Here is a 13,699-nt window from a genome sequence, read left to right as displayed (position 1 = left end):
TATATCAAGGTTTATTAGGTATGACAGGCTTAGTAATTACACAAGTCTTAACTTCACATTGTTTTTGATATAATTGATTGATATAATTTTTTTGCCAAGTCAAGGGAATTTCTAATAAAGATAAAGTTCCTGTAATTCCCAAACCAAAAAATAATAAGAGTGCAGCACAATTAGCAGCAATATGGACTTTACGCCAAACATTAGTTTTATCTTTATAAATCTCTGGTAAAATTGCCACAGAAAAAATCATTAATAAAGCAGCCGCTATGCCATAATAGTAATGGGACATATACCATTTTTCGGTTAGACGATAAACGCCATCTTGACAACCCAGTATTACTAAACCCATACCTGTCAAAGTAGCAAACACACCACGCCATTTTTTATCTTTAGCTTTAGCTTTATATAGTAAAATTGTAGAGCCTATAGTTGCCGCAAAAATCAAGACTATAAATATTACTTGAAAAGAGGATTTTAGCCAAACTTCTTTTTCTAAAACATTACTAAAAATAGCATAAGCTAGTGCTATTAAAACAATACCAACAACAGCACCTGTTAACCAACGACCTAATTGAATATGTTCTTGTCCTGCAACTGGCGGAATTTTGCTTTTACCTGTTGCTATAGTTTCTAAGCGACGTTGACGCACTTGTAAAGCCCGATTTAAAACTATTCCAATTAAAGGAAAAACTACCGTTACAGCAATTACTGGGTGTAAGAGTAAGATTATATCTTTGAGTGTCATATCCAATGCTGAAAAATTTTCTTAATTGTTAAAAAGGACAGTTTAGGAATAAGACCTAAAATGTCCTGATCTGGAAATACAATAAATTATTTGACTTCGCTGGGTTGAAATCTGCTTACTTTACCTTCTTTGATATTTACTACTACATCATAAGTAGCACAGTAAGCAATTGTCACGTTATTAGCTTTGTTGTATAGATTAACTACCATCCCTGCACCACCTGGTTGTACAGCAATTGGTTCTAAGTCACCAAAAAAGAAACGACGTAATTGATCACCGCTACCAAACTGACCTTTATTTTTCATCAACATCTCAATCTTTTGTTGAGCAGATAAGCCAGTCGAATCTTTCATTTCGGCTTTCTGCATTTGCTTGACTTCTTGGGCTGATACTTGAGCTAAACTAGGATTAATAGCTTTGAGGGGAGCATCCCAAACAGTAACGATACCAGCTAAAGCCACGGTTGCAAGTAAAGAAGAAGTAAATTTCATGGGTTTGTCCTGAATTAATTTCGACTATAGAAAGCATCCCATCCAATACTGAACCCTATCTGAAGCCTAGCCATAAATTTTCTGAATTTATTAGAAATAATAATTAAACCTCTACTCAGCATTTTCTCAGAAATACTTCACTCAGACTTCATCTAGGAAATATACTATGATGTATTGTGCTTTGATAGCTTGCAGTTATGGTGACTCAACCAAAAAAATGGCATAATTTAGTTGACAAAATTCCCGGACAAATATATCTTTGTTTAGCTACTCTGATTTTTGGTATTTCTAGTGCTGTAACTCGTAAGTTAACAGAAATTGGCACGCAACATTTAATAGAAAATCGTAATCCTATTTCTTTGTGCAATGTTTTATTTGTAGGTAATCTCTGTGCTTTACTAGTTCTAGTAATGATTTATTGGCGACAATGGAACAAAGCTAATCTCCAGCAATTGTCTAAACAAAATTGGTTTTATCTCGCCATAGTAGCCATTCTTTCAGGAGCATTAGCCCCTAGTTTATTTTTTCAGGCTTTAGCTATTACAAATGTCAATAATGTTGTTTTAGTTGGGCGTTTAGAACCACCTCTTACACTGGCTTTATCAGTCTGGTGCTTAAAAGAAAGGGTAACTCGTTGGCAAGTTCTAGGAGCGTTTTTAGCTTTTGTTGGTGTGGTCTTGACTATTATCCTTCAGCCACCAGAAAAATCTATGCTGAACATGGGTGGTTTGACTATTGGACTAGGAGAAATTCTCACGGCTATAGCCTCTGTTGCTGTAGCTATCGCCACAATTATTACTAAACAACATCTCTCCCAAATTCCTGTAGGAATTTACAGTATTTTTCGGACTGCTTTAGGAACAGTAATATTTTTCTTTATTGCCTTAACACTTTATGGTCAGCAACATTTTATAGATGTGTTCTCACCTTTTTTGTGGCAGTGGATGTTATTATATAGTGCGGTAATTGTAGTGTTAGGTCAGTTACTCTGGCTCAAAGGTTTTAAAACTTCTTCCGTGGCTACAACTACCTTAGTTAGCTCAGTTACACCAATTATAAGTAGTTTGGGAGCTTATTTAATCTTGGGTGAAATTCCTACTCAAGCACAATATATTGGTGGTTGCTTAGTTTTAGTGGGAATATTCTTGAGTCAAATCCCAACTAAACGCCAAACTAATGAATTGATATCCAAAATGAGCTTAACTCAAATCGAACAGAAAATGGCAGCAAGAATAGGATTTAAAGGATTTTAAGCACAGATTAATTTTTGGTTTCCAGTCTCCAGACTGGGAATACTATCTGATCACTTATAATTTTATTAAAGGTAATATCATCCCCTTGGATCATACACAAAAATATTATAAACACAAAACAACTAAAATATCAATCCTGTAATCTCCAAATCTCGTTGATTTATTGACAGCATTCTCAATATTATTGAGAATAAGCCCTAGCTATTGAGAACGGGATTCAGATAGAACTATTTTGGCAAAAACTGATATTACTAAAAATTATCTTTCCATATTGATGTGGTTTCTTCCCACAGTTGGTGACGGGGAGAAACAACCCACTAAATTAAGCTAGAATGTAAACAGAGTCAGCCTTTCCTATTCAAACATACCCATGCTGGAGAATCTGCAAACGCAAATTTATCAACTTGAACAATTCGCAAACACCCTTGTTGTTAACCAACTAACTCACCTCAGCATCATCAGTGTTGGCATTATTTTTGCTGCTGGTTTGCTCACAAGTTTAACACCATGTATGCTATCTATGCTGCCCATTACTATCGGTTATATTGGCGGTTATGAAGCAAAAAGCCGACTGCAAGCAGCTGCACAATCCACTTGGTTTGCTTTAGGATTAGCAACCACATTGGCAAGTTTAGGAATCATCGCAGGTGTAGTGGGGAAAGTATACGGTCAAGTAGGAATTGGTTTACCAATAATTGTTAGCATTATTGCCATTATTATGGGCTTGAATTTATTAGAAGCCCTACCTTTACAATTTCCCTCTTTCGGTGAGACAAATTGGATTTCCCAAGATTTACCTCCGGGAGTTCGTTCCTACTCTATCGGGTTAACATTTGGTTTAGTAGCTTCTCCTTGTAGCACACCAGTTTTAGCCAGTTTATTAGGTTGGGTTGCTAATACCCAAGATTTGCTTTTAGGTGCTGTTTTACTAATTTCCTACACTGCCGGATATGTCGCCCCATTAATTTTAGCAGGTACGTTTACTGCCACAATTAAAAAATTATTAGAATTGCGTCGGTGGTCTGGTTGGATTAATCCAGTTAGCGGTGCTTTATTAGTAGGATTCGGTGTGTTTTCTTTGCTTTCTCGTCTTCCCTTTGGTAATTTATAGGTAATACTATGAAAATGAATTTTTAGAGAGAGCATAAGTAAACGCAGATGAATGGGGAGCATCCCAATTTTGAAAAAATGAACGCAGCAACACTAAAAAATCTCTCACCATCTCTTACCTTTGTGTTCTTTGCGTCCTTTGCGGTAATGCCTCCGGCACGCTACGCGGACAATCATATCAAGCCTTGGAGCAATTGCCTTTCTTTCAAAAAAAGAAACTTACATATTTGGGAAACTCCCGATAAACGCAGATGAACGCAGATAAACGCAAATGAAGACGGATGAGTTAATGAATTTCATGATTATGTCTGGAAATTATTGCTATCTTATTCTTACTCCTGAGTCCTGACATTACATTTCTAACTTATGACTGTAGATAACTCAACATCTCAAGAATTCAATTTATTTTCTCTTCCTGTTCGCTTCCTGCGACGGGAAATTTTACCTGTGCTGACAGATTTAAGATTAGCAATTATCTTGTTATTAATAATTGCCCTATTTAGCGTTAGTGGTACGGTAATAGAACAAGGACAAACACCAGCTTTTTACCAAGCTAACTATCCAGAACATCCGGCTTTATTTGGTTTCCTCACTTGGAAAGTAATTCAAGTTGTGGGTTTAGATCACGTTTATCGAACTTGGTGGTTTTTGGCTTTATTAGTTTTATTTGGTACGAGTTTAACAGCTTGTACTTTTACTCGTCAATTACCAGCCTTAAAAGCAGCCCAAAAATGGCAATATTACGACGAACCAAGGAAGTTTAAAAAATTAGCTTTGAGTGCAGAATTAGATCAGATTTCTGTCAGTTCACTCACACCACTGTTAACAAAAAGCCGTTATAAAATATTTCAAGAACAAGACAAAGATGATATTCTTTATGCCCGCAAAGGTATCATCGGACGTATTGGACCAATCATTGTCCATATTGGCATCGTCATGATTTTACTGGGAGGAATATGGGGGTCAATGACGGGTTTTATGGCTCAAGAAATGATTGCTTCTGGTGACACTTTCCAGGTTAAAAATATTATTGATGCTGGTGCTTGGTCTTCTCAGGATGTACTGAAAGATTGGTCAGTCAAGGTAAATAGATTTTGGATTGACTACACACCCAAAGGAGGAATTGATCAGTTTTATTCAGATTTATCTGTTTTGGATCATGATGGGCAAGAAGTAAACCATGAGAAAATTTATGTAAATAAACCTTTGCGTTATCATGGTGTAGTTTTTTATCAAACTGACTGGGGTATTTCTGCCGTTCAGGTGAAGTTAAATAACAGTCCCGTTTTTCAATTACCAATGGCACAATTAGACACCAAAGGTAAAGGCAGAATTTGGGGAACTTGGATACCAACAAAACCTGATTTAAGTGCAGGTGTTTCCCTCTTAGCCAAAGATTTACAAGGCATGGTATTAATATATGATTCTCAAGGTAAGTTGATTAATACTGTGCGTACCGGAATGTCAATACCTGTAAATGGGATCAATCTCAAAATTGTTGATGTCCTTGGTAGCACAGGGTTACAAATCAAATATGACCCCGGTATACCTATAGTTTATATTGGTTTTGCTCTATTAATGTTGGGTGTGGTGATGAGTTATTTTTCCCATTCTCAAATTTGGGCTTTACAACAAGGTGAAAAACTTTATTTTGGGGGTAAGACCAATCGCGCTCAAGTGACTTTTGAAAGAGAGGTTTTGGGAATTTTAGACCAACTGATTGACTCAGGAAAAAAATAATTTCTTCTTCATAGGGCATAATAGCAATTGATTGGTGTATCTTATATGTGATACCACTCAAAATGGTGCGTATATCTATGGATAAATCCCAAATTCAGTCTCTAATCGCAAATATCCAGCAAGAACTAATTCCACAGCTAGTTGTCGAAAGTGTTCATCCTCACAACCCAGCAGAAGTGCGCTATCTTCCTCCACCTTGGCAACTACTAGGTACAGGAAACTATGCAGCAGTAGTTTATCATCCTGATTATCCAGACTTGGTGGTTAAAATTTACGCACCTGGTCGTCCTGGGTTTGAGGAAGAACTAGAAGTTTACAGTCGTCTTGGTTCTCATCCGGCTTTTTCTGAGTGTTTTTATGCTCAACAAGGCTTGTTAGTCTTAAAAAGATTATATGGTGTTACCCTTTATGACTGTCTGCACAGGGGTTTGCGTATTCCTCCTCAAGTGATTAAAGATATTGATTATGCTTTGGACTATGCGCGGACTCGTGGACTGTTCCCTCATGATGTTCATGGCAAAAATGTGATGATGTTTGAGGGACGGGGTTTAGTTGTTGATATTTCTGATTTTCTTCACCAGGAAAGATGCTCAAAATGGGATGATCTGAAAAGAGCTTATTATTTGATATATTTGCCTATTTTCTATCCTTTGCGGTTACGAGTACCTTATTCATTTTTAAATAAAGTTCGCAAAACTTACCGCTTTATAACTTCTTTTGCAGGTAATATTTTTCAATTCTTTAATAAATTAATTGGTCGAAAATCTATCAAAAATTAATGGGTTAAGTAATGTTGCCTAATAAAACTGTAGATAAGCATTCAGCCGTCAGCTAACAGCAGTCAGCAAAATGTACCAAAGACATAAATTACAGGCTTGTTATTTCTCTCATCAACATTTATCGAATGGGAGCAAAATTTTGATTTTATTCCCAAGCTGCCTATATATAAAAGCTGATAGCTGAATACTTATACCAATTCTGTATAAAGATGCGCCAAATTTAGAAAGGAACGAACCGCAGAGACACAGAGAACACAGAGGAGGAAAAGACCAGGTTACAAAATTCGGCGCAGCCTCACAAAGAAATGGTATTACAACTGTAGTTGCTTTAGGTGTAGCAGTTACTGTTAAAAAGCGGGATGTTGGCATTTAACCAAGACAAGCAGCTAAATCTTGTTCTGGAGTGGTGATCAGTTGGAGATGATAGGTTTCTGATAGGAGTTTGATGACGTTAGCTGAGAGAAAAGCGGGAAGTGTGGGACCAATGCGAATATTTTGGATACCTAAATGAAGTAGAGTTAACAAAACTGCGATCGCTTTCTGTTCATACCAAGACAGTACCATTGACAAAGGCAGTTGATTGACATTTACCTGAAACGCATTTGCTAAAGCTACAGCAATCTGAATGGCAGAGTAAGCATCATTACATTGTCCCACATCCAACAAGCGGGGAATTCCCCCAATATCACCAAGATTTTTGTCGAAGAAGCGGAATTTTCCACAACCCAAAGTTAGGACAACACAATCATCAGGCATCTTTTCTACTAAATCACTATAGTAGTTACGTCCTGGTTTTGCACCATCACAACCACCAACGAGGAAGAAGTGACGAATCTTACCTGCTTTGACAGCATCTATAACTGTGTCAGCAACTCCTAAAACCGCATTTCTAGCAAAGCCTGTAACTACTGTTCCCTTATCTTCTTCATCCGTAAATCCTGGTAATTCTAAAGCTTTGTTGATAATTTGGAAAACATCACCAATACTCACGTGCTGTAAACCAGGATAACCCACTGGGCCTAAAGTAAATACTCGGTCTTTGTAACCTTCGTGGGGAGGCATGAGACAATTAGTAGTCATAGCGATCGCACCAGGAAAGTGTTCAAATTCGTGGGTTTGGTTTTGCCATGCTGTACCGTAATGTCCGTAAAGGTGTGGGTATGCTTGTTTTAGCTTGGGATAACCATGTGCTGGCAATAATTCCCCGTGGGTGTAAACTTTAATGTCTGTTCCGGCTGTTTGTTCCAGGATAGCTTTTAATGCTAATAAATCATGTCCAGAAACAAGAATCGCTTTTCCTTTTGTATGTCCTAAATTTACAGTTGTGGGTGTGGGATGACCGAATGTTTCTGTATTTCCTGCATCCAAAAGCTGCATGGCTTTCAGGTTCATTTCTCCAACTTTGAGGGCTAAATCTAACCAATCTTGTAAAGTTTTATCTTGAGCATCTAAATTAGCTAGAACTTGATGGCAGAATGTATATAAACCTTCATCATGCTGATTTAATTCCAAGGCATGGAAAGCGTAAGCAGCAACACCTTTTAGACCATATAATACAGTCAGTTTGAGTGAGAAAATATCAACATTATTCGCTGATTGACTGATAAATTCAAATTCTAAATCTTTACCTTGCTGAATTTGTGCTTGTAAACTGCTGGCAGGTTGGAATTTATTAATATTTGATTCTACAACTTTATTTCCTGTGGCTTGAATTTTTAACTTTAGACTTTCGCGTAGTGCGATCGCACGATTTACAAAAGCTATAAAATCAGAAGTGGTAAAATTCACGTTTGTCAATGTAGCAAACAGCATTTCACAGGTAAACTCATCTGTGTCACGAGTAGCAATACTTAGAGATTTAGCTTGTAGTGCAACTTGGGAAAGTCCGCGCAAACAATGTACTAATAAATCTTGTAAAGCATCAACTTCAGGACTTTTACCACACGCACCCCACTGATGACAGACATCTCCACGGGTAGTTTGTTCACATTGGTTACAGAACATAGTTCGTTCCTCAAATCTCTATGCTTCTAGCGTATTCATTGCGATTGGGGAAATCCTTGACTTAAGTCAAGTGTATTGGTAAAGTTTGGTCAAGTTTTGCAAGTATAAGGTTATCAAAAGTTCAGTATTATTGCTATTCGCTGATGACTGATTACTGATAGCTGACCGCTGAATACTTACTTAAATTGCTATAATCAAAGAATAAACCTTAATCCTCAACTATTAATCCTCAACTATAATGACCATCAAAGAATTACTCTTACAAGAAATTGATAATACTCCCCAGGAACTACTAGAGGATGTTTTAAGTTTTTTGCGATCGCTCAAAACAACACCAGAAGCATCCCTAGCTACATATCAGGAACTATTAGAAAGAATTGATTATTTAGAAGCAATAGTAGGTATTCGCAAAGGATTAGATGAATTGAAGCAAGGGGAAGGAATACCAGCAGAAGAAGCTCTAGCAACTTTAAAGCATAAGTTTAACATTCCTCCACGCCCATGAATTATGCCCATGAATTATGCAGTTATTATTCAACCTACTGCTTTTCAAGAAATCGAAACAGCTTATCGTTGGATGTGCGATAATACAAGTCCTGAAGTAGCAAACAATTGGTATTATCAACTAGAAGATGCTATAGAATCATTAAAGAAATTTCCTAAGCGTTGTAGTATAGCACCAGAAGCCAAAGCAATAGGTTCTGAAGTTCGACAACTCTGGATTGGAAAACAAAGAAAATATCGAGTTTTATTTGTAGTTGAAGAATATGTTGTTGCCATTATTCATATTCGTCATAGTAGCCAATCTTATAGAGATGAAAACTGGGAATAAGAATAATAGTTTATAAATCAAATAGTATGACTATCAATAAATACACTCTTATTTATGACTCTCACCGAAAAAGTCCTAGTAGTCAAAAACTTCCTCCAAAAAACACCCATCTTTCAAAATATCCTCGATGAACAACTACAAGCAGTTGCTAATATTGCTATTCCTCAAAGTTACAAAAAAAGCGAAACTCTATTTTGGGAAGGAGACGAAGCGACAGGATTTTTTATTGTTCAATCTGGCAGAATTAAAGTTTTCAAAATAGGTAATTCTGGCAAAGAGCAAATTCTCCATATATTCGGTGCAGATGAATATTTTGCTGAAGTACCTGCTTTTGATGGTGGAAATTTTCCCGCATCAGCAGCAGCAGTAGAAAATACGGAAGTTGTCTTTATTCCGAGAACAGCATTTTTAATCGTTTTGCAGCAACATCCAACTTTAGCAGTAGCTATGTTATCAACATTCGCTAGACATCTGCGACAATTAACCCATTTGGTTGATAGTCTGTCTTTTCAGGAAGTACCAGAAAGATTGAGTAATTATTTGTTAAAACTGAGCCAACGTAATGGTAATATTAATATTGTAGAACTTGATTTACCAAAAGCACAATTGGCTGCTTTATTAGGGACAGTTCCTGAAACTCTTTCTCGTGCTTTTTATAAATTAAGTCAAGAGGGAAAAATTGAAATCAATGGAACAAAAATTAAATTGTTAAACAAGATATGAGAAAATTTCTAAAAGTTATCTGTAAAAGACCTCTTGCAGAATTGATTTTGTATTATGATAAGGAGTTTTGTTTTACTGCTAGTGACAAGAGATAATTGAGAAAGACAATACCTGAAGCATTCAGAAGAGATGGCTGCAATATGCGAGTAGGAACTATCGCCAAAACAATAGAGAATTAAATTCTGTCATTTCCATAAAATAAAATCTTTGTAGTAAAGACTTAAGTCCTCACTACAAACCTAAGTTAAAAAACTTATTTTTGATGCTTTACTTCCACAACAGTATGCACATTTCCACGAGGAGTAAAATCAGCTTTTACCGTAGCTTCCAATGGATCACAAGCAGCAACAAAATCATCTAAAATTTGATTAGCTGATTCTTCGTGAGAAATATATCGCTCGCGGTAACTATTAATATACAGCTTTAAAGCCTTCAACTCTACCACCCGTTGATCAGGGATGTAGGAAATATGAATAGTTGCAAAGTCTGGATAACCAGAAAACGGACATTTACAGGTAAATTCCGGCAAAGTAATATCAATATTGTAGCGTCTACCCACACGCGGATTAGGAAATGTAATTAGCTGTCCTTCTGCTATCTCCCGTTCACCATATTTCATTTCTTGACTTGCTGGAGTTACAGTCTCTGGTAAAGAATTACTCATAAAATTATTCTAGAAAAATGCAGAGATTCATAAACACTAATTTAACATTCATTAGTCATAAATCAGCAATCAGAACTCATTACTTTTTTCCCAATCTGGACAATTTGCGTCATCCCAACCGTGGGGGTGCATCGCACAAACTAGCAAATTTCCACCATAAACTTGTCCATGATAATTGCTACAACCTACACAAGCTGGTTGATGTTCAGTTGTCGCTTCTACTGTATAAGGAAAACCAGGATCTACATCAGCTACCACATCTTCTAGTTCCCAGTAAACCTCCAGAAGTGGTTCGGCTAATTCCTGTAAATACTGGTCAATATCTGTAGTAATGCTATTGTGTACCTGTTCGGTAATTTCTTCCGTTAGCTCAAAAAATGCATCTACCATGTCATTAATTCCTTGGAAGAAGCTTTCTACTTCATCAGCCACAGTTTCGAGGATATCAATTAAGTCTTTTTGCCACGGTTCCATAAGCTTAACGGTCTTGCTGGCTATAAAGATGACGCTTTCTGACACCTGGTTGTAACTGCTAGAGTACACACTAATGCCTATCAAACTAGTTTTGGGTGTAGCGTCGTTCCCAAATTTACAACTTGTAGCGATCGCAAAATCAAATGTCAGATTTTACTGATCGCGTTTGAGTTGTTCTAATTGTTTTTGCAATTCTAGAACTTGTTGACGTAGAAGATCGACGTTTTCCTTTGGTGCCTCTTTCACAGCTGGTTCTTCATCTACCTCTAAGATTTCGATGCGACGAGGTTCAGAAGCAGCTGTTTTTTCAGTTGTCTCACCAGATGTTTGGGGCTGTTGGGCTTGTCTCATCATATCTTCTACGAAACGACGAGCTTCTTCCGTGTTCATTTCGCCCTTCGCTACCATCTCATCAGCCAGTTTTTGGACTTGCGATCGCAGTTCGGCTAATTTCCCCCCTGCTTTTTCACCAGCATAAGAAGCCAAGCCTACACCAAGGTAAAAAGCTTTTTGAACAATATCTCCAAAACCAGGCATTGCTGCAAAGCACTCCTAAAAATGGGGCGACCCGGAGACTACGCCTACCACAAGCATCCCTTATTGCTGCTACCTTCCGGTCCTGACAAGATTTGGGCGTTGAAGTTGCATAGATCCAGGTCATCTACAATAATAGCACCAAAAGTTTGTAATTGTGTGTCATTCTATAACAATTCGCCATTCGTAAATCTGATAATTGACGCAATCGTTCTGTATCAAGGGATCAGCGGCAACTATCGCCTGTGCTTCATCCATTGATGCTGCCTCAAACAACATCATGCCCCCTCCCCGTTGCGCCCAATAGCCTGTTTTGGCTTTGTGTCCTTTCTTTATCAATTCTTGTACGTAGGCTGTGTGGGCGGGTACATATTGATCAAAGGTTGGTTTATCCACTTTACCTGCTTCAATCTTTACAAACCAAGGCATATCAATTTGAAATTTCTGATTTAGGATTGATCATAAATTATCATAATTTGTTTTGATGTTTTAATTTTTATCCATTGCCGTTATAAATTACCGTTATGATTTAACTGATATAGGAGTCCTAGATTATGTACTAGTTTGCACCGCAGATAATATCAAGGTTAAACATATAGGGTTCCGAAATCAAATAGGATTCCTAGAAGAGTTACGGCATATTGCAGATCAATCAGGTACAAATTTTTATGACAAACCCTTGCACCAAAAGGGTTTTACTGCTGAAATCTACTGTATGATCATGTCCGTTAACTGGCTTGGTTATTGCAAATATTTCCAGAAAGTTGTCAAATTGCAAATGAGAAAAATAACAGCCATTAATAATATTGAACTCGCGCTGCAATAACAGGATATCTCTAAATCTCTAAATCTATAAGGTTTTATTGATGGTCTTATAGATGAATATATAATGATGTGAAATTTGCCAACCAGATGTTGTTTAGGAAAAATTTAGAATTAAAATATATGCAGTTAAAAAATAAAGTATGAAAATTACTAAAAACATCACCAATTGGCTAGAAACCCATGCCTCTGCTCCCAGTTACGGCGGTTGGGTATTAACAGGTGTGGCTATTTGTTATTTAGGCGCTGCTATTAATACAATGGCAGGTTGGTTATATGTGATTAGTGGTGTGTGTCTTGCTCTTTTAGGTGTATCAGTATTCTTAGCACCGCGATCGCTCAAAAATTTAGTTGTCAAACGTTCACCCATCCCACCAGTCACTGTGGGAGACGAACTGAGAATTGAAATAGAAATTCATAATCCCACCCAGCGGCCTGTGACTTTATTGCAAGTTGCCGATATACTGCCTTTCATTTTAGGCAAACCAATCAAAAAACCTATTGATACCATTGAAACAAAAAATACTTACCGTTGGGAATACTATTACCCCACCCAACGCCGAGGAGTGTACAGATGGCAAACAGTAGAACTGGCTACAGGTGCGCCTTGGGGCTTATTTTGGTGTCGGCGGCAGCGAGAATGTATAGCTAGAGCCATAGTTTATCCCACAGTATTACCCCTTACCAACTGTCCCCTAGTGGATGAAATTGGTCAAGATGACAGTCAAAGAAATGATCCCCGTGGTAAACCCTTACAATTATCAACAACAGGCTTAGTGCGATCGCTCCGTCCCTATCGTCTAGGTGATCCCACTCGTCTCATCCATTGGCGTACCAGTGCGCGTTACGGAGAATTACGAGTAAGAGAATTAGAAATTATTACAGGTGGACAAGAAATCATCATCGCCGTTGATAGCGCCGCCAATTGGCAACAAGAACAATTTGAACAAGCCGTAATTGCCGCAGCATCCTTGTATTTTTATGCCCAAAGACAACAATTACAAGTCCAACTCTGGACAGCAGCCACAGGTTTAGTCAAAGGCGATATTACCGTTCTGGAAACCTTAGCCGCAACCAACCCCCTAGAAGAAACGAATACATTACCAGAAAACAATCCTGTCATTTGGCTTACCCAAAACCCTCTCACCTTATCTCAATTACCTCTAGGTAGTCGTTGGGTTTTATGGGAAGACACAAACCCATCCTCAGAACAAATCGTAATTAATCGAGATTACCCCGGTATCATCTTACAAAATCAACAAGAACTGCAACTTGAATTGCAAAAACCATTAACTTCATTTTGAAAGGAGTTCAGGAGGAAGAGGTGACAGGTGACAGGTGACAGGTGACAGAAAGCAGGAGTTCAAGGAGTTCAGGAGTTTAGGAGTAGGGGCGGGGTTTCCCCGCCCGTTCAGTAGTTAAGGAAGAAGAAAGAAGAAATTTTTCCTCTGCTTCCCCTGCTTCCCCTGCCCCCCCTGGCTCCCCTGCCTCCCCTTCCCCCCCCACCCCAGCTGTTTCACACTGCCAA

General features: G+C 37.8%; 15 protein-coding genes and 1 other RNA gene. 8 read left to right on the top strand and 8 right to left on the bottom strand.

From position 1 onward, the window contains the following. Window positions 1-4 precede the first annotated feature (4 nt). Together A0J48_RS17850 and A0J48_RS17845 are read right to left on the bottom strand one after the other, a co-directional pair. Window positions 5-745 (bottom strand): DUF4079 domain-containing protein, encoded by a 741-nt coding sequence (locus tag A0J48_RS17850; protein WP_200325375.1) that lies wholly within the window; start codon window positions 743-745, stop codon window positions 5-7. An 86-nt stretch (window positions 746-831) separates the two neighbouring features. Further along, a complete protein-coding gene (locus A0J48_RS17845; protein WP_200325373.1) occupies window positions 832-1,236 on the bottom strand; it encodes a hypothetical protein in 405 nt (134 codons plus the stop codon). Between the two features lie 200 nt (window positions 1,237-1,436). On the opposite strand from A0J48_RS17845, the gene A0J48_RS17840 reads away from it, so the two are divergent. The 4 genes from A0J48_RS17840 (at window position 1,437) to A0J48_RS17825 (ending at window position 6,118) form a co-directional block, all read left to right on the top strand. Further along, window positions 1,437-2,489, top strand: a complete 1,053-nt coding sequence (locus A0J48_RS17840; RefSeq protein WP_200325417.1) for a DMT family transporter — start codon at window positions 1,437-1,439, stop codon at window positions 2,487-2,489. A gap of 370 nt (window positions 2,490-2,859) precedes the next feature. Further along, window positions 2,860-3,600 carry a cytochrome c biogenesis protein CcdA gene (locus A0J48_RS17835; RefSeq protein ID WP_200325371.1) on the top strand — a complete coding sequence of 247 codons (741 nt, stop codon included), beginning with the start codon at window positions 2,860-2,862 and terminating at the stop codon, window positions 3,598-3,600. 365 nt (window positions 3,601-3,965) lie between these two features. After that, entirely contained in the window at window positions 3,966-5,339 is a 1,374-nt protein-coding gene (locus tag A0J48_RS17830) for a cytochrome c biogenesis protein (protein WP_200325370.1), read from the top strand. A 77-nt stretch (window positions 5,340-5,416) separates the two neighbouring features. Then, the gene (locus tag A0J48_RS17825; protein ID WP_200325409.1) at window positions 5,417-6,118 is read left to right on the top strand and encodes a serine/threonine-protein kinase; all 702 of its coding nucleotides are present in this window, start codon (window positions 5,417-5,419) and stop codon (window positions 6,116-6,118) included. A 369-nt stretch (window positions 6,119-6,487) separates the two neighbouring features. Here the strand turns inward: A0J48_RS17825 and hcp are convergent, their stop codons facing one another. Then, the gene (gene hcp, locus A0J48_RS17820) at window positions 6,488-8,122 is read right to left on the bottom strand and encodes a hydroxylamine reductase (protein WP_200325368.1); all 1,635 of its coding nucleotides are present in this window, start codon (window positions 8,120-8,122) and stop codon (window positions 6,488-6,490) included. Window positions 8,123-8,360: 238 nt separating this feature from the next. On the opposite strand from hcp, the gene A0J48_RS17815 reads away from it, so the two are divergent. The 3 genes from A0J48_RS17815 to A0J48_RS17805 are packed head-to-tail and all read left to right on the top strand — an operon-like array spanning window position 8,361 to window position 9,677. Further along, window positions 8,361-8,627, top strand: a complete 267-nt coding sequence (locus tag A0J48_RS17815; RefSeq protein WP_200325366.1) for a prevent-host-death family protein — start codon at window positions 8,361-8,363, stop codon at window positions 8,625-8,627. 9 nt (window positions 8,628-8,636) lie between these two features. Continuing rightward, entirely contained in the window at window positions 8,637-8,954 is a 318-nt protein-coding gene (locus tag A0J48_RS17810; protein ID WP_200325363.1) for a type II toxin-antitoxin system RelE/ParE family toxin, read from the top strand. Window positions 8,955-9,008: 54 nt separating this feature from the next. After that, window positions 9,009-9,677 carry a Crp/Fnr family transcriptional regulator gene (locus A0J48_RS17805; protein ID WP_200325361.1) on the top strand — a complete coding sequence of 223 codons (669 nt, stop codon included), beginning with the start codon at window positions 9,009-9,011 and terminating at the stop codon, window positions 9,675-9,677. A gap of 253 nt (window positions 9,678-9,930) precedes the next feature. On the opposite strand, the gene queF is transcribed toward A0J48_RS17805, so the two are convergent. From queF to A0J48_RS17780, 5 genes are all read right to left on the bottom strand, one after another. Beyond that, window positions 9,931-10,341 (bottom strand): preQ(1) synthase, encoded by a 411-nt coding sequence (queF, locus tag A0J48_RS17800; RefSeq protein WP_200325360.1) that lies wholly within the window; start codon window positions 10,339-10,341, stop codon window positions 9,931-9,933. A gap of 69 nt (window positions 10,342-10,410) precedes the next feature. After that, window positions 10,411-10,815: a hypothetical protein gene (locus tag A0J48_RS17795; protein ID WP_200325358.1), complete on the bottom strand. Its 405-nt coding sequence runs from the start codon at window positions 10,813-10,815 to the stop codon at window positions 10,411-10,413. Between the two features lie 153 nt (window positions 10,816-10,968). Continuing rightward, window positions 10,969-11,352, bottom strand: a complete 384-nt coding sequence (locus tag A0J48_RS17790; protein ID WP_200325356.1) for a phasin family protein — start codon at window positions 11,350-11,352, stop codon at window positions 10,969-10,971. Between the two features lie 25 nt (window positions 11,353-11,377). Then, window positions 11,378-11,474: signal recognition particle sRNA small type (gene ffs, locus A0J48_RS17785), an RNA gene on the bottom strand. A 37-nt stretch (window positions 11,475-11,511) separates the two neighbouring features. Continuing rightward, window positions 11,512-11,778 (bottom strand): YciI family protein, encoded by a 267-nt coding sequence (locus A0J48_RS17780; RefSeq protein WP_200325354.1) that lies wholly within the window; start codon window positions 11,776-11,778, stop codon window positions 11,512-11,514. 536 nt (window positions 11,779-12,314) lie between these two features. Between A0J48_RS17780 and A0J48_RS17775 the strand changes: the two genes are divergently transcribed. Continuing rightward, window positions 12,315-13,475 (top strand): DUF58 domain-containing protein, encoded by a 1,161-nt coding sequence (locus tag A0J48_RS17775; RefSeq protein WP_200325352.1) that lies wholly within the window; start codon window positions 12,315-12,317, stop codon window positions 13,473-13,475. Window positions 13,476-13,699: the final 224 nt, after the last annotated feature.

The organism is Sphaerospermopsis aphanizomenoides BCCUSP55 (assembly GCF_001586785.1).
Classification (GTDB): Bacteria; Cyanobacteriota; Cyanobacteriia; order Cyanobacteriales; family Nostocaceae; genus Sphaerospermopsis_A; species Sphaerospermopsis_A aphanizomenoides_A.
This window is presented reverse-complemented; position numbering and strand designations above follow the sequence as displayed.